Origin of the sequence: Xenorhabdus bovienii (assembly GCF_024721015.1) — a bacterium.
Classification (GTDB): domain Bacteria; phylum Pseudomonadota; class Gammaproteobacteria; order Enterobacterales; family Enterobacteriaceae; genus Xenorhabdus; species Xenorhabdus bovienii.
The window spans coordinates 1-20,961 of sequence record NZ_JANAIF010000046.1 but is presented as its reverse complement, the minus strand read 5'-3'; the positions used below and the strand labels follow the sequence as shown (position 1 = coordinate 20,961).

Sequence of the window (20,961 nt, the reverse complement as noted above, 5' to 3'; positions counted from 1 at the left end):
ATAACATCATGAAAAGCGGCTTGCGGTTCCTTTGCCAGATAGCTCACTTACCGGAGAACACGTTCGCGGTCTCTGAATTTACCTTAAGTGAAGGACTGTCCGATTTGTTTACACTGAATCTGACGTTGGTCAGTTCGCATAGCCCGTTTGGGCAACATCAGGAAATCGACCTTCCTTCACTTTTGATGCAGGATGCCGTGTTTCAGGTGCTACAGAATGAATTTCTGCAACGCAAAATAACCGGTATCGTTTCCCATGCCGACTGGTGCGGCACCGATGGCCATCAGACGCTCTATACGTTTACCGTGCGTCCTTTCCTCTGGCGGTTGACGCTGAATCAGGACAGCCATATCCATCACCGCCGGAATGTACCGGATATTATGAAACTGTTACTGAAAAAGCATCACATCCGTGCAGATTCACAACTGGAAGATCCGCATCAGGACAGAGAGTATGTGACACAGAAACGGGAGTCTGATTATGCTTTTTTCTGTCGGTTGGCGGCCGAAGAAGGGATCAGCTTTTGGTTTGAGGGTGACATGCTGTTTTTCAGTGACAGTCACTTGGGCATGACGGCCGACTTAACGCTTGGTTACAACCCGCAACCGGAAACGGCGCACGGGGTCGATACGATTTATCAGGTGCGTCTTGGTGTTGGCATGGCTGCCCAGCGCACGATCAACAAGGATTTTAATCCCGACCGTCCGCTTTATCCCCTGTCCCATCTGGAAAGCAGCCCGCAATATCAGGCATTGGGTTCACTTACACCGTACACGGTTTACGAAAGTTACGGCCGTTTTCAGCGGGATGCCGAAGCCAAACCATTCGTTAAATACCGTCATGAAGCCCTGAAAAACCGGATGCAAAGCGGCAACGGACACAGTAACTGCATCAAACTGATGCCGGGAAAAATCTTCGAAATCGTAAATCATTCCCATGCCCCGCTCAATACGCGTTGGCAGGTTGTCGGCATCAGCCATTATGGTCGCTGTCCGCAGGCACTGGGACATGATACAGGTGAAGGCACGACGCTTTCCAACCAGTTCAGCTTTATCGACGGCCTCAACGACTGGCGTCCGCCGTTCCACTATAAACCACTGGCCGACGGGGATGAAACCGCGATGGTTGTCGGCACGGAAGGCGAAGAAATTTTCGTTAATAAAGATGGTGCCATCAAAATTCATTTTCACTGGAACCGCTACGACAAGGCCGATGATGGTGCCTCCTGCTGGGTTCGGGTGGCACAGGGCTGGAACGGTAACGGCTTCGGTTTCATGGCCATACCGCGCATCGGGCAGGAAGTCATTGTCTCCTATCTCAACGGGGATATTGACCGCCCTATCGTGACGGGTTGCGTCTATAACGGGTTGAACCGTCCGCCGCTGGACTTGCCGGCGGAGAAAACCCGCACCACGTTTAAAACCCGAACCCACAAAGGTGAAGGCTTTAATGAACTGCGCTTTGACGATGCCAAGGGTGGTGAAGAAATCTTTTTCCATGCCCAGAAGGATATGAAATCTGACATCCTGAATGATGAAACCACAAACATTGGCCATAACCGGACGCATCACATTAAACATGATGCGCACCTGCGCATCGATAATGAATACCGGGTATTGGCAGGTAATGACATTTCTCTGTCAACCGGCAAAAAACTCCATATCAAGGCCGACGATGCCCTGCTGACGCAAAGCGGCAATGAAATCCATCTTCGTTCAGGTGCCAAAGTCGTGATTGATGCCGGTTCTGAACTCACCCTTCAGGCCGCGGGGCATTTTATCAAAATTGATGCCGGCGGCATTACCAGCAGTGCCGGCATTAACTTTGGCAGTGGCGCACCGGGCAATGGCTCAGGCTGGGGCGGTCAGTTGCCGGATATGCTGGATAAGCTGAAACAGGCCAGCGTGGCACAGGCTGAAAAAATTCTGGCAGCACCGCTGAAAGAAATCTGTCTGACCTGTTTGATGAAAGCGGAATTGCAGGGCACTGCAATGGTTGTCAGGGGGCAGTCATGACTCCGGTATTACAGGAAAAATGGGCGGAATACAGAAAAATTCACCCTGAAATCAAACTGTTTGCCTTGGTCAATGGCTTACAGTATGAACGCCACTTTGGTAATGAAATCACGTATATTGCCGGGGTGAATAACCCGCTGTTCCGGCAATATCCCGATGCCAAAATTGCATTTGCTGGGCCATGGCTGTTTGATATGGCTCAGGCTCCATCATGGGCGGAAAAATTATCCGAACTCGAACGGGCGGCACCGTCCGTCTCATGGTTACACACCGCGCTGTCACTGGATAACCTCACCCGTCACCTTGAACCTTATCTCAATGTCCGGCTGGAAACGGGAGAAACGGCCTTGCTGCGTTTTTATGATCCCCGCATTCTGCATAAAATACGGGATGTTTTTAGCCTGGAGCAATTGGCAGATTTTACCGATGGGATTGATGAGTGGGTGTATTCGTTTGACTGCCATGATCATTTTGTAAGAGGAGGACAATAATGCTCAAACTCAGCCAAGAACAGGTCGCCAAATTTATGGATGCAGAAGACGAGGCTTATGTTACTCAAGTTCGCAAACGCATTCAATCGGAACACGCTGCACTCATCGGAAACGAGAGTGAACATAGCCTGCACAGGCGACTGAAAGAAGCGTATCTGGCTTTGATTGGTATGGGGTTTAAAGACGAAGCGCTGATTGAATCCTATTTGTATCTCACTGCTTTTAATCCTGATTTTCATGGCAATCCCCAGATTAAGAACTTCCTTGAAGCCGAAGACAATCCAGAACAGCAGTACAGGGATTTCTTGAGGGTTACTGACAATTTACTGAAAAGGAAACATTGATATGCCGGCTCCTATTGCCGTAGGTGTGTACTTGTACTATGCCGCTCTCGCCGGATTTGCGCTGATCGGTATTGGAGAAGCGACCAAGATAGCTACAAGAGGATCAAAAAAATCAGGCAACACAGACTACGATGTTACAGAAGACAATTTAAACTATGGCCCTGCAAAGATAACGCATGAAGATAAAAACCGTATTTGGGATCAATATACGGATGCCGATTTTTGGGAAGATGATGATTTAGGCTCAGAAAAACTTGATCAAAGTGCCGCGCAATCCATATCACAATCTAAAACGGAATCAAAAGATTGTGAACCTTGTCTTGCAATACCGGTAACGACACCGATGTATAGAAGAGTAGCTCGCTGGAGTGCCATTACCATAAATTATCAGGTCTATATCGCCAAAACTATATATGATCCCATTACAAAAACGATACAGGAATTTAAATGTATCGGAGTAACTTTTGATGGCTGGATTCCTGTAAGTTGTTTATTTTTAGAAGCTAAAGCCCGATATGATCAATTTTTTAGAGATGGAAAGCCTAAAGGTTGGTGGAGAGGAATAGATTCTGCTATGAAACAAGCTTCAAGACATCAGGTTGTTTGTCAGACTTTAAAAGGAAAGCCGAAAGTAGACTGGCATTTTATGCAGCCCATCAGTGCAGGTTTCTTTAAAGGGATGTTTTCTCTATTTACAAATATTAGGGTTTATCACACCCCCATTCAATTTTAATCTATTTAAGGTTTAAAATCATCATGTCAATAATAAATTTAGAGTTTAAAATTTATTACCAGCAAAAAAATGACAATAATATTGCAGATATAGCGTTGATGGATCTACATCAAATCACAAGACACCTTGATATCTTCTTTGGAAGAAAAAAGGTTTGGCATCTTAAAGGGAATTCCAAGAAACAAGCCCTGCAAAATATTGTTTTTGATGAAAATGGTCCAACTGAAGTGGCCATAAAACGTTTTAAAAAAGACTATGCTGAAAATAATTCACTGGATCTCATTACCGGGATTTGGGATGGAGAGAAAGACGATCATTCTTGTTCCATCAGTTATTATTATTTTATGAATATCAATCGGCCGGATTCGACTACAATAGGCTTGGATTTAAACATTGATGCTAAAGAACTGACAATATCTAAACTGCTTGATATGACTACCTATCTCATAACCAGCAGAAATTCACCAATAATTCAAATTGAAACCAATAACTATACTTTGAAAAATAATAAAGTATTTCCAGATAGACTTGGCGTTGGATGGGCGTTCTATACTCCTAATGTTTTAGATACCAATGTACTACCCGAAGCAGAAGACATACAAATTATTTATCAAGATAATAAAGCCATAGGCACACTCATTTTTTCTAAAAAAGGTATTTTTGACGGTAAAAATCAAGAAGACATTTACAAATCAAATGATATTGAGATCCGTTTACGGGATTTAGGATTATTACCGTTAAGAACAGAGCTATGACTATGGCAGGTAAAGCGGTTATCCGATTAAACGACACAACTGATCATGGCGGAAAGGTGATTACCGCTCTTGAGGGTTATGTTTATCAAGGTGTCCCTATTGCCGCTCAAGGTGATTTAGTGAGCTGCCCAAAATGCGAAGGTGTTTTCCCTATCGTGGACGGAAGTCCTGATTTAAAGCATCAAGGGAAACCTGTTGCATTGGAAGGGATGAGTGGGTGTATTCGTTTGACTGCCATGATCATTTTGTAAGAGGAGGACAATAATGCTCAAACTCAGCCAAGAACAGGTCGCCAAATTTATTGATGCAGAAGACGAGGCTTATGTCACTCAAGTTCGCAAACGCATTCAATCGGAACACGCTGCACTTATCGGGAACGAGAGTGAACATAGCCTGCACAGGCGACTGAAAGAAGCGTATCTGGCTTTGATCGGTATGGGATTTAAAGATGAAGCGTTAATTCGCTCTTATCTCTATTTTGTTGCGTTTAACCGCAATTATCACGATTCACCCGAAATTCAAAACATGCTGAAAGCAGGTGATAACCCTGAGCAACAATATCGTGATTATCTGCGAATAGTGGATAATTTAATGAAAAGGAAACATTAATATGCCCGTTCCCTTAGTTCTTGGAGCACCCGCTGCTGGCTCTGCTCTTTTAGCTGCCGCTCAATGGACGTTTGCCGCCTGCGTAGCAGGATTTGTTGCTGTTGGCATCATGGAAGGAACGAAAGATAAAGCAGGAACGAACGAAAAAGATAAAGCAGAAGCTAAGACCGATGCCATTAGCACGACAAGAGAACAGTGTGAAAAATGTCCCGCGATCGGACAGGTCACCCCTTATTGGGAAAGTGTCAGCATTTCTGCTGACTCAACAATTTATCAAATCCAAATCTGTAATTCAGTATACATGCCGGAAACGGAAAAAATTCAAGTGTGGCTGTGCTTGAGCGTTCGTTTTGATGGCTGGAAACCCCAACAATGTCTGTTTCTTGAGGCGAAAGCTAAATATGACCAGTTTTTTGAAAATGCCGAACCGAAATTTTGGTGGAAAATAAGTAAAAGTGGGCACATATCTATGATGTCTCAAGCAGGAAGACAACAAACAGTATGCTCTACATTACAAGGTATCCCAAATTCACATTGGCACTTTCTACAGCCTGTGAGCTTTGCTTATTATGTAAGGGCATTCTCTATTTACGCCAATATTAAAGTGCTTCACACTCCATTGTAAACTCATAGGAAATGATAGATGACCATTTTATCATTAAATATAGAAGTATATTCCGATTGGAAAGAACCATTAACTCCAAAAACAGCGGTTAATGATACATATGAAATAGCAAAACAAATAGATGTGCTCTTTGGATACCCTAAAACTTGGTATTTATCCGGTGACACCTTAGAAGAGGCATTAATCAGGGTTGCTTTTGATAAACAAGGCATAACTGAAGACGCTATAAATGAATTTGAAGAAGGTTATACAGAAGATTACCCTATGGTTATATCAGGGGTCTGGGACGGTAAAAACAATACCGATGGCTGTGCGATTTTTTATCACAATTATCGGATGAACCAGTTAGGTCAAACAAAAATAGAGATTAATATATCCATTAAAGAAAAAGAGTTTCAGTTTCCTAAACTGATCGATTTTATTAAATTTCTGGTTTCCGGTCATAATACCCCTTTTATCATGGTAGAAACCGGGAAATATTCACTAAAAAGAAAACAGGTTTTTCCTGATCGCTTAAGTGCAGGTTGGATGATTTATTTACCGACAGAAATTACTTCAGCTTCAGTTCCAATGGCAGAAGAAATTTTATCTATCCCTGATAAAGAGGGACAGGCCGGTACATTAATCATCATTACAAAAAGTATTTTTAATGTTGAAAGCCAGAATGATATAAATAGAGCCAATGATATTGAAATCTGTTTGCGGGATTTGGGATTATTGCCACTGATTTGCGAGGTATGAACATGAGCATGAGCAATAAAGCGGTTATACGATTAAACGACACAACAGATCATGGTGGCAAGGTGATTACCGCTCTTGAGGGTTATGTTTATCAAGGTGTCCCTGTTGCCGCTCAAGGTGATTTAGTGACCTGCCCAAAATGCAAAGGTGTTTTCCCTATCGTGGACGGGAGTCCTGATTTAAAGCATCAAGGGAAACCTATTGCATTGGAAGGGATGCTGACGGCCTGCGGCGCGAAACTTCTTGCCAGTCAGAAAAATTTTACCGCTTAATATGAGACCGCCCGTCTTATCTATAAGACGGGACATATGGTTTGTTCTCTTATTTGAGTAAAACGACGATCATCGCAGCAATGGAGATCAACGCCGCCGTACCGGCCACTGTCGCCGCTATCAGTGCGCTTTTCTTGGCTGTTTTGGCGTTGTGTCCACCGGTTACGGCATCACGGCCGGCAGCCTGCGCATTGCCAATCTGGCGTTTCAGCTCGTTGCCTGCTTCATTGACCGCCTCTACAATGGCTTGCCTGACCTGTTCACTCACATAGTCTGAAGCGTCCGTGATGATTTTGGCGGCCGTTTCCTTGGACTGTTCCACCTGTTGTTGCAGGCTGACGGTTAAGGTTCGATTGGCAGCCTCATACCGTTCTGACACGACATCGACATAACGGCTCAAGACAATGTCGTTCACCGTTACGGTCACAAGGATAGGGTCGTCTTTATCCAGAAGAATGTTATGCCGGATAGCGACCTCTTTTCGTATTTCATCAAAGTCAATCATGGCCGGTTTCCATTCTCTTTAGAGGACGACTGCGAGTTGATCGAAGATCGCCGTTTTCACCTTTGACAGTCTGGATTTGGACATCAGACCGAAATCCGGGGACTGTTTAATCTCATCGAATGTCAATTTGCCATCGAGCATCAATTTCACGTCCTCGCCGAACGTGCTGCCGGTCTGGCGGGCGATACGAACGAGACCCAAGACGCGTTCCTTGTTGTTGTGATAGACCTTCATTTGTTCGAAGGTTTTACCTTCAGCTTCAATGTCACCAAAGAATTCATTCAGCCAGACTATGACCTGCGCATTTTCGGGCATTTGTTCAATCAGTGAGGCAAAACCGCTCAACGTGTCGCGCAAGGCCTGCCCGCCGGTGATGACGGTGTGAATAACGACCTGCTTTCCGTTCTCACCAATGAGGTTCATCGCGTCGTTTTCGGCGATGTAGTAGGAGAGTGGAATGAAGGAGGCCGCCCCGTTGTCGATGACGAAATTTGTGTCCTCTTCCACGATTTGTTCAATCAGTCTGTCAAAGTTACGTTCGACCACTGAACCGTCTTTCATCAATTCAAGGCGTTGTGCCCCGAATGCCTTGTAACCAGCGAGCGTGGCGTTGACCGGGTCGGTGTCAATGGCCATAACGGCTTCGCCTTTGCTTTGCAAGAACTGGATGAGAAGGGAAGAGATATAAGACTTGCCAACGCCGCCTTTGCCTTGGAGAGTGAAGTGAACCTGTTTCATATGCGCATTTCCTTTTTCAGATGAGATCGTCACGGGTGTTGCCGCTGTTCGGGTCGTGCCGAAAGCCGGGTCGGTTGGCTTTCGCGTTTTGAGCGTTCTTGGCTCCTGTTGCCTGTTCTTCGCCATTCCCTTCTTTTTTTTGGTGCCCATCGTTTTCTGTCTTCCGTATGTACCTGTTGACGTACTTCGTGAATTGGGGATAGCCGATTTGAAGTCGGTCTCTGTAATCGTCGTAGATCGCCTTTAATGGATGTCCCGCGTCGAGCAGGGTTCGGAAAGTATCAATGTGAGCCAAGAAAGTGACGCGTCCTTGGCCGCGATACGTCTTGCAGGGCTGTTCTCCCATTGGTTTCTCCTGTTTGCGGTTGCGTGTTCTTTGTGCGGTGGGTTTACTATAGCTTAGAGGATAACATAAGGCAACTATAGGATATTTTAAGCAATATAGGGCAATATTTAAGTGTTTTTATGCAATTAAAGGCAACTATAGGAAATTATGATTAATATAAAGCAACTATAGAAAATTATTTACACCTAAAACAGAATTTCCTATAGTTGCAATAGAGTGAGACGGCAAGATGTGTGTTGTAGGCCTACGCTCCTTCGTCGCTATGACCTCCAACACCCCCTTACTCGCCTGCGGCTCGACGGTATCTTGCCCTGCGGGGCTAACCGTTGCTACCGCAACCACTACAAGCCAAAACGGAAGCGCCTGTGCTGCATTTGCAGAACAAGCGTCCAAGGTGGCCATGATGAGTGAAAAGAAAGCACCAAAAGAAGGTGACATCCGGCCTCGGCGCGACGTGCCGCCGATTAAGGTTTGGGTGCGCGATGACGAGAAAGCGGAGATAGTCCTTCGGGCGGCGCAAGCCGGTCTGTCGCTGTCATCCTATTTGCTGACAACAGGTTTGAATCATCCCATCCGATCGCGGGTTGACCTGATCGCCGTTGCAGACTTGGCCAAGGTGAACGGCGATCTTGGGCGTGTTGCCGGCCTTTTAAAACTGTGGCTGTTTGAGAAACGCGGCCAAGGGGCAAGGCCAATCGATGTGGAAGCGATGATGAAAGACTTCCGCGCCTTACAGGCCGAAATGCTGGCTCTCATGACACGGGTGCTCCGATGATTGCCAAACGCGTCCCACGAAACAAAGGAACGTCCAGCGTAGCCCGGCTTGTCCGCTATATGGTGGCGGCGCAAGGTGGCCTTGACCCGAAATCATGGGCGCGCACAGTCGATTATATTTTGGACACCAAAGAAAAAACGCCGCAGGGTGAGCGTGTGGGGAGTTACAGTGTCACAAATTGCGGCACCGACGATCCGGCTGCCGCGACCGTTCTTATTGAAGCTACGCAAACCGCCAACACACGCTCCAAAACCGACAAGACCTATCACCTTGTTTTTTCGTTTTCCTCCGATGAACAACCGCCTTTGGATGTTTTACATGCCATCGAGGATGAGCTTTGCGCTTCGATTGGCTATGCCGACCACCATCGCGTTTCGGCGGTGCATACGGACACCGACCACTTGCATGTGCATGTGGCCATTAACAAGGTGCATCCAACCGGCTTACAGAATATTGAACCTTACTACGACAAAAAAAGATTGATGGAGGCCTGTGAACGCCTCGAAATCAAATACGGCTTACAGCGAACAAACCACGGGTTACAAAAGGATAAAGACCATGACAAAACCGATCAAATCCGACTTGCCCCTGAACAGCGACCGGAGCAGCGCGACAGCCGTTTCCGGCAATATCTACGAGAGTCCTACGATCTCTCGCTTGCCGAGCCACCAAAGACCGAAACCCTCAACGGTCTGCGAAAGCTGTCCGGCTGCCGTATGGCACACTCTACCGAAGGAACTGCGTTGCTATTGCAGGGTGATGCACGTTCTCGTGTGGAGCAGGGAGGAACAGAACGCGTTAACGGCCTGCGACGGGCGAGACATGACCATCGAGCAGATGTTGGCGATGAACGCAAAATAAAAGCCTCTACGGTCGATATAGAGGTTCAAAGCGGCCTTGAGACGTTAACCGGCTATGTGGCTCGTGAAGTCGCCCCGTTGCTGCGCAAGGCGATGAGCTGGAAGGAAATCCATTCCAAAGCCGCCGAACATGGACTGGAGGTCAATCGACGGGGGGCGGGTCTGGTTATCGGTGATCCTGGCTTGTCACTTTGGACGAAGGCCAGCACTTGCGGGCGCGATCTGTCCTTTAAGGCACTGACAGACCGGCTTGGCTCGTTTGAGCCTTCACGGCAGCATAAGGAGCAGGCGGCTAAGTCCTATACGCCAAGACCCTGCCAAGAAAATCCCGCTAGCGCCTCTCTGTTTGCCCGGTACCGGCATGAGCGCCAAGAAAACATTATGGCGCGGCGCGGCGGTCTGGCGCAGATGAAACGTGATGATGAACGTTTCAAGGCGCAGTTACAGCAATGGCGCAATACGCAACGCATGATGCTCAAAGTTTCCGCCAGAGGTGCAACGCGCAAGGTGATGCAAAGTATCATAAAACGGCAGGCAGACGCATCCCGGGTGGCATACCGTAAAGTAATGGATGAGCGGCGGCATATGTTGTTTGTGCAGACCTCAATGCCTGCTTGGGCAGACTGGCTCATCGTACAGGCCGAAAAGGGGGAGCCGGACGCGTTGGCCGTGCTGCGCAGTCGGGAGAAACGCGAACGCCGTTGGCATGGAGACCTGCTTACTGCCGCATTGGCCGACAAGGCAAAAACCGTTGTCATGGAGTCCTTAAACCCGCAAGCGCGTAAGGATGGAACGATGGTCTATCGCATCGTTGACGGTGGCATCGTTATTGACCGTACAACCCATGTTCAGGCGCAGAAAACGACAACGGGTGCAGCACTTGTCATGCTCGAATTGGCAGCACAGAAATTTGAGGGACACGCCCTGATTGTGGAAGGGACGGCCGGGTTCCGGCAGGTTGTAGCCCAACTTGCCGGACTGCATGATCTGGACATTCGTTTTGCCGATCCTGCAATGGAGCAGGCTCGGCAAACGGCGGTTGATATGAAGATTATGGAACTGAGGTGGCAGGATGCAATCAATCCCGGAAAACACCCGTCGATAGACCGAACAAAACCCGGAAAAGATACAGCCTCCCCCGCCGGGTCGAGCGGTACGGTTGAAAAATGGATCGAAGAACGCAATAAAAAGCGCGACAATATATCGTCTATAGACTATCATCGATTTTGGACGCCCGGCGACGTAGGGAAGGCGATTTACCAAGGACGCAGGCGCATGGCCGACGGCACTGAAGTATTGCTGCTGAAGCGTGGATGTGAAATATTGGTCAAACCGTCCAGTTCATATGTCGTTGTCAAAGCGGCCAAATGGAAACGCGGCCGCTGCGTTCAACTCGATGCACATGGAAGATTCATTGGCGGGGGAAACGGGGTTGAACTATGAGCGGTACAAACTCGTCCATCACCAAGTTACGGCTTATTGGTGGCTTTTATCTCGTGCTGTTTATTATTGGGATAAACAGCGTATGCACCCAGTTTATTGCGCATCGACTGGACTATCATCCTGCGCTCGGACATCCGCTCTTTGGAACGTTCTACAGCCCGTTTGATTGGTGGCGATGGCTGTTCCGCTTTTATGATTCCACACCCATTCTTTATAACACCGCTTTCATTATTTTTACGGTGGGAATCCTCATCGCGTTTGTGACGTTCGTTTTATGGGTGGGTCTTAAGTCGCGCAGCTCACGCAAGCATGAAGACGTGCACGGAACCGCCCATTTTGCGAGGTTGGAAGAAGTCAAAAAAACGGGACTTTTACCGCGTGACGGTCAACAGGGACGGGGTGTCTATTGCGGAGCCTATGATGACACGGATACCGGACGGACTTATTATCTTCGCCATGACGGTGCCGAGCATATTTGCGCCGTGGCTCCAACGCGATCAGGGAAAGGTGTTGGGCTTGTTATCCCGACGCTGTTGAGCTGGCCACACAGTGTCTTCGTACTGGATCGCAAAGGTGAAAACTATGCCATGACTTCCGGCTGGCGCAAACACCATGCCAAGACCGTTGTTTTGCGCTTTGACCCGGCTAAACCCCATACCGGCTGTGCGTGGAATCCATTGGATGAAATCCAGTTCCGGACGCGGTTTCAGGTGAGTGACACCCAAAACATTGCGTTGATGGTCGTCGATTCCGACGGAAAGGGCATTGAAAGCGATCACTTCCGCAGTGCCGCTTTTGAATTGCTTGTCGGCCTTATTCTTCATGCGCTTTACAGGGGGGAACGGGTTGGTCGCCCCCCCTGTCTCCAAGACATTGGCCATATGCTTACAGGTGTGGGTGATTTTGCCGCGCCGGATACGAAAAATAACCTTGCGGACGATATGGATGGCGATCCTAAAGCCCTTTCAGGGCTGTTTGATGAAATGCGTAATGTCAGGCTTCAAAAAACTGACCCGGCCGACCGGGAGGCACAGCTTGTCATCACCGGCATTGGCACCCGTATGGTCAATACTCCGGCACGGGAATTGGGGAGTATCATATCGACGGCGAACAATGCGCTTGCGCTCTACCGCGATCCTATCGTTGGAGAAAACACCTCGCGCAGTGATTTTAAAATTGCCGACCTGATGGATCACGACCGGCCTGTTTCGCTCTATCTCATTTCGACCCCCAAGACGTCAAAGCGACTCGTGCCTCTCACCCGCCTTTTGCTGACGATGATTGTCTTAACGCTGGCCGATGAAATGGAGTTTGACGACGGCCGTCCCAAAAATGTCTCCCGGTCGAATGTCTTTTATTCCAAGCCCGGCGGCATTCGCTCCCGCCTGCCGGAAACTGTCAACGACCGCTCCCGCCCAGTCGGCCGAAAACAGCAGCAGGGCATAGAAAAATCCGGTCACCAAGATGAAGCGGATCAACTCGCCGGTGATCTCGCCAAAATCCGACTGACGGAACACCAAGGGAAAAAACGTCCAGACGAATTGAATTGTGGCCAGAAGCCAGAACAGGGTCTTGGCATAGCCTTTGAGCTTTCCGTCCCAATGGGCGGCGCTTGCCTTTACCAGATCAAGCAGGTTTGTTAATGTTCCACCTGCATCGTGAAGGTTTGTGTTTGCCCTTGCATCGGTTACAACAAGAAACAGGGTGAATGTCACCAGTGCAAGGGACAGGATGAAAATGTGCCTCTGCCGCGCCATCATTTAATACCCCTTGTCGCGGCCTGTATTAATGGTAACGCCACCTCTGTGTTGTTGCCGCAAGCCTTTTTCATGGGATATCTGCTCGCAGTCTGTGGCTTTAGTCCCCAGTCCGGCCATATGTATGACGAGCGTTGTTCCGGCACCGCCGACCACGCCGGCGATGATCAAGGAAAGAACGAAGATCGATATTTTAAGGTTGAGCATTTTAGTACCCCTTATCGCGGCCTGTATTGATGGTAACGCCACTTCTGCGTTGTTGCCGCAAGCCTTTTTCATGGGATATCTGCTCGCAGTCTGTGGCTTTAGTCCCCAGTCCGGCCATATGTATGACGAGCGTTGTTCCGGCACCGCCGACCACGCCGGCGATGATCAAGGAAAGAACGAAGATCGATATTTTAAGGTTGAGCATTTTAGTACCCCTTATCGCGGCCTGTATTGATGGTAACGCCACTTCTGCGTTGTTGCCGCAAGGCATCGTCTACGGCCGCGCGTTCCTGCATCTGCGCCATATAGTTGCCCTGCATGTAAATTTGCGTGGTTATGAGATCGCGCAGTTTTTGAAGCTGCTGGACATTCGAGGCGGCAATCTCGTTTCCGGCCTGAATGGCCTGCAAGCGTCCGGCCGCCTGCTGTGAACGGGTTGCGATTTTGTCAAGCTGTGCGTCTTCGGCGGCAAAGGAACTGGTATTGATCTTTGCGGCCTGCATGGCCGTGCGGGCGTTGTCCAGACCTTCCAATGCCCATTTCTTATAGCGCTCCGGCATCATCCGCGCGGCTTGACCCGTCTCTTTGAGATAGGATTCATAACCGGGAAACTGTTGTTTGAAGCGCGACTCCAGATCGGATATGTCGCGTCCCAATGATTTTGCGTTGGTGTATGTCGCGATCACGCCGCGAAGGTCAGAGGTGACGCTGTCAAACATCCGGCTCGGCAAGGCCAAGCCCTGTTTGACCATATCGCCGTATTGCCGGATTTGGGTTTGCAGTTGTTTGGCCGTGTTCAACTGCGTATTGACCTCTTCGGCATATTGATGCATCTGCTGCGTGAACGTTGCGCAGTTCGCGCAGAAGAAAGCGTAGGCAGGAGGGGGCGCGGCACTATAGAGGGCACTCCCGAGAACGCCCACCGTAAGGGCTGTCCTACACAGGGACTTGAGACAGATATTGCTCATAGTTCACTCCTTTTTGTTTCAGCCAAACCAATGGCCAGTCTGCGCCGTGCTCACCGATCAGGTGGCGGACTTCGGCCAGATCCTCCTTGCCGGAGACCGCAACGAAGGCCAGAGCCAGTTGGCCGAGGCCGAGTTCGAACAGGCGGCGGCCGAGCGGCGATTTGTAGTAATAGTGTTTCTTGTACTGTCCGGTTTTCAGGATATTGATTTCCGCCGGATTCAGGCCGAACATCGTGTACAGGTCGGCAGACCCCGGCGTTTCCTTGGTGCCGTGCAGGTGCGCTTCCTTGTTTGGAAGAAAGATTTTTGTCGGGCACTGTTCGATCAGCACGTCAAGCAAACCGGACGCGACGGCATCCGACAGGCTTTGCGTCGCCATGATGACAAGGCAGTTTTTCTTGCGCAGTTCCTTGAGCCATTCACGCAGTTTTTCGCGGAACACGGGATGACCCAGAACGACCCATGCCTCATCAAGCGACAGCATGGCCGGCTGTCCGGTCAGGGAGCGCTCAAAACGGTGGAACAGGTAGAGCAGGACGGGAATGGCGTTGGCATTGCCCATCTTCATGAGATCGTCAATCTCAAACACCGTGTAAGGACTGACGGTCAGCGATTCTTCCTGACCGTCAAGCAGGTGTCCCATCGATCCGGTGATGGTGTAGTGCGTGAGGGCGTCGCGGACTTCGCCATTCTGTACCGTTGTCACGTAATCGGTCAGGGAGCGGAAATTGCGTGGTGCCTTGCGCAGCAGGTTCATTGCCCGATGGATCTCGGCTTTCTGCTCCGGTGTCGGGGATTTTTTTGCTTGGAGTTCAAAGCAGGTCGCAATCCATTCTTCAGCCCACAGCGCATCGGATTCGCCGTCAATATCCACGAGTGGCGCGAGAGCCGGCGTGTCGGCTTCGTCATTGCCGATATCGTAGTGAATGCCGCCCGTCGCCTTGCTCAGCGCATAAAGCGAGCGTCCCTTGTCGAACGCCGTGATCGTGGCGGGTCTTGTCTTTCCGTCGCGTCTTTGGCGGGAGCGATAGCGGCGAAACTGTGCATGAATCATGGCCAGCAATGTCGATTTACCGGCTCCGGTCGCCCCGAATATCAGGGTGTGCCCGACATCGCCGACATGCAGGTTCAGCCGGAACGGTGTCTCGCCGGTCGTGACGGTGTGCATGAGGGGAGGTGAACCTGCCGGATACAGGTCGCACGGATTTTCGCGCAGACCCGGCCATACGCTGGCCAGCGGCAACAGGTCGGCAAGGTTGAGGGTGTGCACCAAAGGACGGCGCACATTCGGATACGTCTGACCCGGCAATGAGCCTAACCACGCTTCGAGCGCGTTGACGGATTCGACACGCGCCCCAAAACCCTTGCGTTCCAGTTCGCGCTTGACGAAACGTGCCTGTTCTTCGAGAAATGCCCGGTCTTCATGCATCAGGACGACGATTGGCGTATAGTATCCGTAAGCCACCAATCCCGACTTGGCATCGTTTATGGCCATTTCGGTTTGCGCGGTCATGTTTAAGGCATCGGTATTGATCATGCCTTTTTGCGACTTCATGACCTGTGACCAAAAGCCCCGGATTTTTTGTTGCCACTTGAGCCGGTAGCGGTTGAGTGCGGCGACAGCCTCATGCTGTTCGAGAAAAATGAAACGGCTTGTCCAACGATAGGCCATCGGGAGACCGTCGAGCATATCGAGAATGCCGGGAAACGAATGGCCGGGAAATCCTTCAATGGCCACGCATGAAATGAATTTTTTGCCAAGTTTCGGCGTGTCGCCCGGCCACAGTTCCGGATAGCCCAGCCACGCATCCAGATACATCGGGCAGTCTGGAATACGCAGGGCGATCGGCTCATTCGTCAATGTAAAATGAAGGTAATTCACCAACTCGTCGCTGTCGTACGTCTCGTTTTCCCCGCTTCCCGTTTCCGGTATGGCGATGGTGCCCATGCGGCGCATGTGGAGGAGATCGCCGAGGCCGTCATGAAAATCTTCGAGTTTCTTTTTGAAGTCGGCCAGCAGACGGTCTGCGGGGTTTGAGTCCTGTCGGCTATCATCGTCATAGACCAGTTCGCCGAGTTTTGAATTGCGGCGCAAAGGCGGCAGGTGCTGCAAAATCAAGGCGTATTCGGTTTCAAAGAGCGCGTCCTGTTTTTCGAACGCAGCGCGCCGTTCCGCATCGATCAGCGCCGTGATGGGATCGGGAAAGTATGAGCGTGTGGCGGACGTATAGCCGGGGGAAGCCACACGCGCGGCATCAATCCATGTTGCCCAGCCGGAACCGAAGCGCGACAGGTATTGATTGACCAGTGCGGTGAGGTAGTTGCGTTCCGCCGTGGTTGCGGAGGCGGCGTCGTTTCCACGGAAGAAAAATCCGGCCATGAGGGAGCCGTCCTTGCCCAGCACCACGCCTTCATCGACAAGCGCGGCGTAATTGAGTAAATCGGGCAGTCCGGCAGCTTTGCTTCGGAATGGTTTTAAGGAAAGCATTTTCCATTCCCCCTTCAGTAAATGCGCCTTGATTTAGCCACGCGAAACGGGCGCGAATGCGGGGCGTAATAGTGTGCGTATTTGAGCTGGCGAATGTAGACCTTGGACATTTCAGGGTCGGCCTTCGCCATTTTTCTCAAGGCATGGACGCAGATCAGCCAAAGCGCCAAGCCAATCGCGGTGGCAACAAGATTGAGCGCCGAGACGATCAGTCCGCCTGCAACGAGCATGGAAAACAGCATAAGTTCGCGTTCGCCGCCCATGATCTGCTGCGGCCGATGCAGCGCCCGGTGAAACGGTGTCAGGCGGCGGGGTTCTATGGTTTCCATTCGTGACCTCCAATGCTGGAAAGGGGGGCGGCCTGCATCTTTGCATGAGCCGTCAGATCGGCCGGATTGACAACGGCATCGGGTGGCAGAACGGCACCGGAGAACAGGGCACCCGTCAGGAGCGTGTTTGCGAACACGATGAGGCAGACGACCAGAATGACGTAAATGATCCGGCGGGTGAATTCGGAAACCTCGCCGCCCCAAATCAGGGTTGCCCCGCATGAAATGATGCCCAGAAGCGCAATGACGAAGGCAACCGGCCCACTAAAGGACTGCTTGAGCTTGTTGAGCGGGCTTTCCCACGGCAGACCCGCCCCGCCGCCGCCCGTTGCATCGGAGGCATGGGCTGGATGTATGGTCAAAAGACATAGAACGGCCGCCATTGCCAGCCAAAAATAGGGGCTGCACAAGACGGCGCGTACGTTTGATATGAGCGGCGAAGTCTTGGTGGGTGTGATCATGGTCATTTCCTTAGACTGGTTGGGTTATGTAATTCACGCCGTCATGTCCTTCGACCTTGACGATTTCCTTGACCCGCCGCCCGCCGCCCGTCTTCTCAATCGAGACGATCAGGTCAATGGCTTCTGCGATCAGTGCCTGCATGGGTGACTGCGTGGCTTCCGCCACAAGCTGTTCCAAGCGGATCAGGCCACCAAGCGCCGAATTTGCGTGATTGGTGGCAACACCGCCCGGATGCCCCGTGTTCCACGCCTTGAGCAAGGCCAGTGCCGCGCCATCGCGCACTTCGCCGACCAGAATGCGATCCGGGCGCAGGCGCATGGTCGCCTTGAGAAGCCGGGTCATATCGACGTGCTCGACGGATCGCATGGTCACGACATTGGCGGCATTGCATTGCAGTTCGCCGGTATCTTCAAGAATGGCCAGCCGGTCTTGCGGACAGGCCTTCGCCATAAAGTCGATAATGGCGTTGGTCAGCGTCGTTTTGCCCGTCCCCGTGCCGCCAACAACCAGCACGTTGCGGCGATGGCGCACGGCCGCCTCAATGGCCTCGCATTGACCCTCGCTCATGATCCGGGCTTCGACGTAATCGGAGAGCGTGAATATCTTCACGGCTTTTTTACGGATCGTGAACGTCGGACTTGCAACCACAGGTGGAATCAATGCCTCAAAGCGCGATCCGTCCAAAGGAAGTTCGCATTCAAGGATGGGGTTTGCAGCGGTGATTTGCGTTCGCAATGTCGAGGCGACGGTTGCCATCAGGGACTCGGCCTGCGATGCGGCGAAACTGCCGATATGTTTCATGGGCTGCCCAAGCCGTTCGACCCAAAGCGTTCCGTTGGGGTTGAGCATGATCTCGATAACGGTCGGATCGTCCAACAGCCCGCAAATCACCGAGCCAAGTTCCCGTTTGAGCTTCTCCATAATGCGCCGGTCGTGTTCCGTCCTGTTGGGCGCGATGCCGGAAATGGTTTGTGCGGTGTCGAAGTTGGCCATGATTATGCCCGCTTGCTGATAGTTTCACTTAGGTAATGATAGTCTGCAGTCTATCATTTATGCAAGTATAATCATGTTCTGAAATAAAAAAAAGACCCTATCACGCAGCAATAGGGTCTTTTACGGGATTGAAAAGAGGAAACCGGATTATTGGGGGCGAAGCAGTTTCCACAGTGGAACGCCCACACAATCGGCAAGAATTGCCATATTATCGAGATTGATGGTGCTTTGGCCGGTTTCAACCTCACTGATCCAGGACTGTGCAAAGCCCGTTATGCTTCTGACTCCGCGTTGGCTGAGCTTTGCCGCCTTTCGCGCTTCACGGAAATTGCGGGCAAATATCAGCCGTTCCGCAGGCACGGGCTTTTTTACCGGATCATTGGTGTCGCGTTGTGTTGTCATAAGTCGCCGATTCATTTTGTCAGCAGATGGATTCGTTTTGCCGCCTCATGGCATAGTCCCAAAACCTTATCTTAGCAAAAATTTCATGGCTTTAGCCATGAATGGCGTGAAAATCGAAAGAGAGGGCGCTCACGATGAAAACGCCAAAAAAGAAGATGTATGTGTTTAAATACATCTTCTTGACGATATTAGGGGTCCTGTGGAAAAACCCTCGAAAATGACGAGTGACGTACCAGTTTGTTTTTATGGTCTCCTGAACCCGTCCGGAGTGGTGCGCCAAAACGGATGTTATGGTAAATATATGTGGATTTATCTAAATAGGAAGAGTGAAAGTTATGGAATTATTTAAGAATGAATTTGGTCAGTTAATAGGTTTTCCTGTTTCTGATTGGCATGGAGCTGATCTCCCCGATGGTAATACTCTGACTGGTGAGTATTGCCAGCTAATACCAATGGATATAAATAATCATGGGGATGAACTTTATAAGTGTTTCTGTGAGCCATTTAACTTTAGCGACTGGACTTATTTGCCTGGGCCAGCAAAGCCTTTCAAAGACAAAATGGAGTTTATTTCTTATTTGAGAAACATATCTAATGGTGTTGATCCGTATCAATTTTCTATCATTGATATCCGTTCTGGCAAGGCGGTTGGCTCTATTGCGATGATGCGGATTGATAAAGATAACGGCGTTATAGAGATTGGCTATGTGATATTTTCTAATTTTTTGAAAAAAACAAGAATGGCTACAGAGTCTGTATATTTATTAATTAAATATGCATTTGAAGATCTCGGTTATCGTCGAGTTGAGTGGAAGTGCAATAATCTAAATGAGGCATCAAAAAGAAGTGCGCTACGATTCGGTTTTACATTTGAAGGTGTTTTTAGACAAGCAGCAGTAATTAAAGGGCACAATAGAGATACTGCATGGTTTTCAATGTTAGATCATGAGTTTATGAAGATTAAACCTAATTTTGAAGCTTGGTTGTCAGTTGAAAACTTTTACCCAGATGGGAAGCAAATTGCCTCGTTAGATACAAAAAAGAAGTAATTCACGCTTCACTACCAGAATTGAGTGCAGGGCGCGAGCATACTTTGATTAATATTTGAACTTAAAATACCAATGTTGTTTTTTAACTCTTTTGTTTGCTAAAAGAGTGTAATGAATTGCTTTTATGATTAAATTATCACTCGATAAAAACACTATTAAAGTTGATATTTAAGAAATAATATCCTCGAAAAGCACCTAAAATAGTGTGCTTGCGCCCTGGAATTGAGTGTCAGGCGTAGAATGAGATAAACGCGGCTATAATAGCGGAATGATACCAAACCGGATGGCAGGAATGCGGGGGAGCTTATGGAAAAAACGCTACTGCGTGGCTTTCCCTCCTTTCTTTTACGGGTTCTTCGTTAGTACTACAATCGTATTGGCATTTTAATAAAACATCTACTTCATACAACAGATTGAAGTCATATAAGTTCTCAGTTTCTCGCGTATCTGATAATACATTGATTTTGCAATCTTTATGGCTGTAGTATTAGGGGTTTGAGGGTCAATGATGTAAAAAACCACGCTAAGGAAATAATTCATTGTTTATATTGAAAATTATAAACTTAAATTATTATTCGAGTTATTCAAATACTGTTAACCAAATCGAGAGGAGGTTCCTTTCATTCGCTAAGATATTGGGGTTTGGGGAGTAACGGAACAGTAAACACGGTTAAGCGGTCAATTTAAATAGCCAAAAATTGGGCGGCCAACTTACATCGTGAATTGCTATTTTTAGCCAGCCCTTCTACGATACCAAATCACCTATACTCATTTTGACCAAGGTTACGGCGGGAGCATCATAAAACTTATACCAATCTGTTTTTAATGATATTGGCTACTCTATTTAACCACTTAACCGTGTTTACTGTTCCGTTACTCCCCAAACCCCAATATCTTAGCGAATGAAAGGAACCTCCTCTCGATTTGGTTAACAGTATTTGAATAACTCGAATAATAATTTAAGTTTATAATTTTCAATATAAACAATGAATTATCTCCTTAGCGTGGTTTTTTACATCATTGACCCTCGACCCCCTATTAGAACCCGTTTTAC

The 20,961-nt window shown here is 49.1% G+C and carries 25 protein-coding genes and 1 pseudogene; 15 read left to right on the top strand and 11 right to left on the bottom strand.

Annotated features, from left to right (window positions below; translation table 11 throughout):
* The first annotated feature begins 8 nt into the window (after positions 1-8).
* The 10 genes from NXS07_RS12800 to NXS07_RS12755 are packed head-to-tail and all read left to right on the top strand — an operon-like array spanning position 9 to position 6,585.
* Positions 9-2,015, top strand: coding sequence for a type VI secretion system Vgr family protein (locus NXS07_RS12800; RefSeq protein ID WP_258086867.1), 2,007 nt, complete (start codon positions 9-11; stop codon positions 2,013-2,015).
* Positions 2,012-2,506, top strand: coding sequence for a DUF4123 domain-containing protein (locus tag NXS07_RS12795; RefSeq protein ID WP_038203820.1), 495 nt, complete (start codon positions 2,012-2,014; stop codon positions 2,504-2,506). Before NXS07_RS12800 ends, NXS07_RS12795 begins: the two co-directional genes overlap by 4 nt.
* Positions 2,506-2,850, top strand: coding sequence for a hypothetical protein (locus NXS07_RS12790; protein WP_038203822.1), 345 nt, complete (start codon positions 2,506-2,508; stop codon positions 2,848-2,850). The genes NXS07_RS12795 and NXS07_RS12790 overlap by 1 nt, the downstream gene beginning before the upstream one ends.
* 1 nt (position 2,851) lies before the next feature.
* Positions 2,852-3,583 carry a restriction endonuclease fold toxin 5 domain-containing protein gene (locus NXS07_RS12785; RefSeq protein WP_258086866.1) on the top strand — a complete coding sequence of 244 codons (732 nt, stop codon included), beginning with the start codon at positions 2,852-2,854 and terminating at the stop codon, positions 3,581-3,583.
* A gap of 23 nt (positions 3,584-3,606) precedes the next feature.
* Complete coding sequence (locus NXS07_RS12780) at positions 3,607-4,338, top strand: Imm52 family immunity protein (RefSeq protein WP_038225100.1); 732 nt, start codon at positions 3,607-3,609, stop codon at positions 4,336-4,338.
* Positions 4,339-4,340: 2 nt separating this feature from the next.
* Positions 4,341-4,589 carry a PAAR domain-containing protein gene (locus tag NXS07_RS12775; protein WP_038225097.1) on the top strand — a complete coding sequence of 83 codons (249 nt, stop codon included), beginning with the start codon at positions 4,341-4,343 and terminating at the stop codon, positions 4,587-4,589.
* Positions 4,590-4,602: 13 nt separating this feature from the next.
* Positions 4,603-4,947, top strand: coding sequence for a hypothetical protein (locus NXS07_RS12770; RefSeq protein ID WP_258086865.1), 345 nt, complete (start codon positions 4,603-4,605; stop codon positions 4,945-4,947).
* Between the two features lies 1 nt (position 4,948).
* Positions 4,949-5,572, top strand: coding sequence for a restriction endonuclease fold toxin 5 domain-containing protein (locus NXS07_RS12765; protein WP_258086864.1), 624 nt, complete (start codon positions 4,949-4,951; stop codon positions 5,570-5,572).
* A gap of 18 nt (positions 5,573-5,590) precedes the next feature.
* Positions 5,591-6,313: an immunity 52 family protein gene (locus tag NXS07_RS12760; RefSeq protein WP_258086863.1), complete on the top strand. Its 723-nt coding sequence runs from the start codon at positions 5,591-5,593 to the stop codon at positions 6,311-6,313.
* An 8-nt stretch (positions 6,314-6,321) separates the two neighbouring features.
* A complete protein-coding gene (locus tag NXS07_RS12755) occupies positions 6,322-6,585 on the top strand; it encodes a PAAR domain-containing protein (protein WP_038224990.1) in 264 nt (87 codons plus the stop codon).
* Between the two features lie 49 nt (positions 6,586-6,634).
* Here NXS07_RS12755 and traM read toward each other — a convergent pair whose 3' ends face one another.
* The 3 genes from traM to NXS07_RS12740 are packed head-to-tail and all read right to left on the bottom strand — an operon-like array spanning position 6,635 to position 8,174.
* Positions 6,635-7,090 carry a conjugal transfer transcriptional regulator TraM gene (traM, locus tag NXS07_RS12750; protein ID WP_038224992.1) on the bottom strand — a complete coding sequence of 152 codons (456 nt, stop codon included), beginning with the start codon at positions 7,088-7,090 and terminating at the stop codon, positions 6,635-6,637.
* 18 nt (positions 7,091-7,108) lie between these two features.
* Entirely contained in the window at positions 7,109-7,828 is a 720-nt protein-coding gene (locus NXS07_RS12745) for a nucleotide-binding protein (RefSeq protein WP_038224993.1), read from the bottom strand.
* A 16-nt stretch (positions 7,829-7,844) separates the two neighbouring features.
* Entirely contained in the window at positions 7,845-8,174 is a 330-nt protein-coding gene (locus NXS07_RS12740) for a TraK family protein (RefSeq protein ID WP_258086862.1), read from the bottom strand.
* Positions 8,175-8,577: 403 nt separating this feature from the next.
* Between NXS07_RS12740 and NXS07_RS12735 the strand changes: the two genes are divergently transcribed.
* The 3 genes and pseudogenes from NXS07_RS12735 to NXS07_RS12725 form a co-directional block, all read left to right on the top strand.
* Positions 8,578-8,949, top strand: a complete 372-nt coding sequence (locus NXS07_RS12735) for a plasmid mobilization protein (protein WP_038203840.1) — start codon at positions 8,578-8,580, stop codon at positions 8,947-8,949.
* Positions 8,946-11,252: a TraI/MobA(P) family conjugative relaxase gene (gene traI / locus NXS07_RS12730; RefSeq protein WP_258086861.1), complete on the top strand. Its 2,307-nt coding sequence runs from the start codon at positions 8,946-8,948 to the stop codon at positions 11,250-11,252. The genes NXS07_RS12735 and traI overlap by 4 nt, the downstream gene beginning before the upstream one ends.
* Positions 11,249-12,529: pseudogene (locus tag NXS07_RS12725) on the top strand (type IV secretory system conjugative DNA transfer family protein); the annotation flags it as partial. The gene traI and the pseudogene NXS07_RS12725, both read left to right, overlap by 4 nt.
* Before the next feature lie 9 nt (positions 12,530-12,538).
* On the opposite strand, the gene NXS07_RS12720 reads toward NXS07_RS12725, so the two are convergent.
* Positions 12,539-13,009, bottom strand: a complete 471-nt coding sequence (locus NXS07_RS12720) for a type IV secretion system protein (RefSeq protein WP_258086872.1) — start codon at positions 13,007-13,009, stop codon at positions 12,539-12,541.
* Positions 13,010-13,012: 3 nt separating this feature from the next.
* Positions 13,013-13,216 (bottom strand): hypothetical protein, encoded by a 204-nt coding sequence (locus tag NXS07_RS12715; protein WP_038224175.1) that lies wholly within the window; start codon positions 13,214-13,216, stop codon positions 13,013-13,015.
* On the opposite strand from NXS07_RS12715, the gene NXS07_RS12710 reads away from it, so the two are divergent.
* Positions 13,209-13,451 (top strand): hypothetical protein, encoded by a 243-nt coding sequence (locus tag NXS07_RS12710; RefSeq protein ID WP_258086860.1) that lies wholly within the window; start codon positions 13,209-13,211, stop codon positions 13,449-13,451. The genes NXS07_RS12715 and NXS07_RS12710 overlap by 8 nt on opposite strands.
* On the opposite strand, the gene trbJ is transcribed toward NXS07_RS12710, so the two are convergent.
* The 6 genes from trbJ to NXS07_RS12680 all read right to left on the bottom strand — a co-directional run bounded on the left by trbJ (position 13,423) and on the right by NXS07_RS12680 (position 18,858).
* Positions 13,423-14,184, bottom strand: coding sequence for a P-type conjugative transfer protein TrbJ (gene trbJ / locus NXS07_RS12705; protein WP_258086859.1), 762 nt, complete (start codon positions 14,182-14,184; stop codon positions 13,423-13,425). The two genes, NXS07_RS12710 and trbJ, sit on opposite strands and share 29 nt — an antisense overlap.
* On the bottom strand, positions 14,153-16,672 hold the full coding sequence (locus NXS07_RS12700) for a VirB4 family type IV secretion/conjugal transfer ATPase (RefSeq protein WP_258086858.1): 2,520 nt from the start codon (positions 16,670-16,672) through the stop codon (positions 14,153-14,155). Before NXS07_RS12700 ends, trbJ begins: the two co-directional genes overlap by 32 nt.
* A gap of 14 nt (positions 16,673-16,686) precedes the next feature.
* Positions 16,687-17,001, bottom strand: a complete 315-nt coding sequence (locus NXS07_RS12695) for a conjugal transfer protein TrbD (RefSeq protein WP_038224169.1) — start codon at positions 16,999-17,001, stop codon at positions 16,687-16,689.
* Positions 16,989-17,462: a TrbC/VirB2 family protein gene (locus NXS07_RS12690; RefSeq protein WP_258086857.1), complete on the bottom strand. Its 474-nt coding sequence runs from the start codon at positions 17,460-17,462 to the stop codon at positions 16,989-16,991. The genes NXS07_RS12695 and NXS07_RS12690 overlap by 13 nt, the downstream gene beginning before the upstream one ends.
* 10 nt (positions 17,463-17,472) lie before the next feature.
* Positions 17,473-18,456, bottom strand: a complete 984-nt coding sequence (gene trbB, locus NXS07_RS12685) for a P-type conjugative transfer ATPase TrbB (protein ID WP_258086856.1) — start codon at positions 18,454-18,456, stop codon at positions 17,473-17,475.
* Positions 18,457-18,603: 147 nt separating this feature from the next.
* Positions 18,604-18,858 (bottom strand): helix-turn-helix domain-containing protein, encoded by a 255-nt coding sequence (locus NXS07_RS12680; RefSeq protein ID WP_258086855.1) that lies wholly within the window; start codon positions 18,856-18,858, stop codon positions 18,604-18,606.
* A 335-nt stretch (positions 18,859-19,193) separates the two neighbouring features.
* Between NXS07_RS12680 and NXS07_RS12675 the strand changes: the two genes are divergently transcribed.
* Entirely contained in the window at positions 19,194-19,907 is a 714-nt protein-coding gene (locus NXS07_RS12675) for a GNAT family N-acetyltransferase (protein WP_038224164.1), read from the top strand.
* Positions 19,908-20,961: the final 1,054 nt, after the last annotated feature.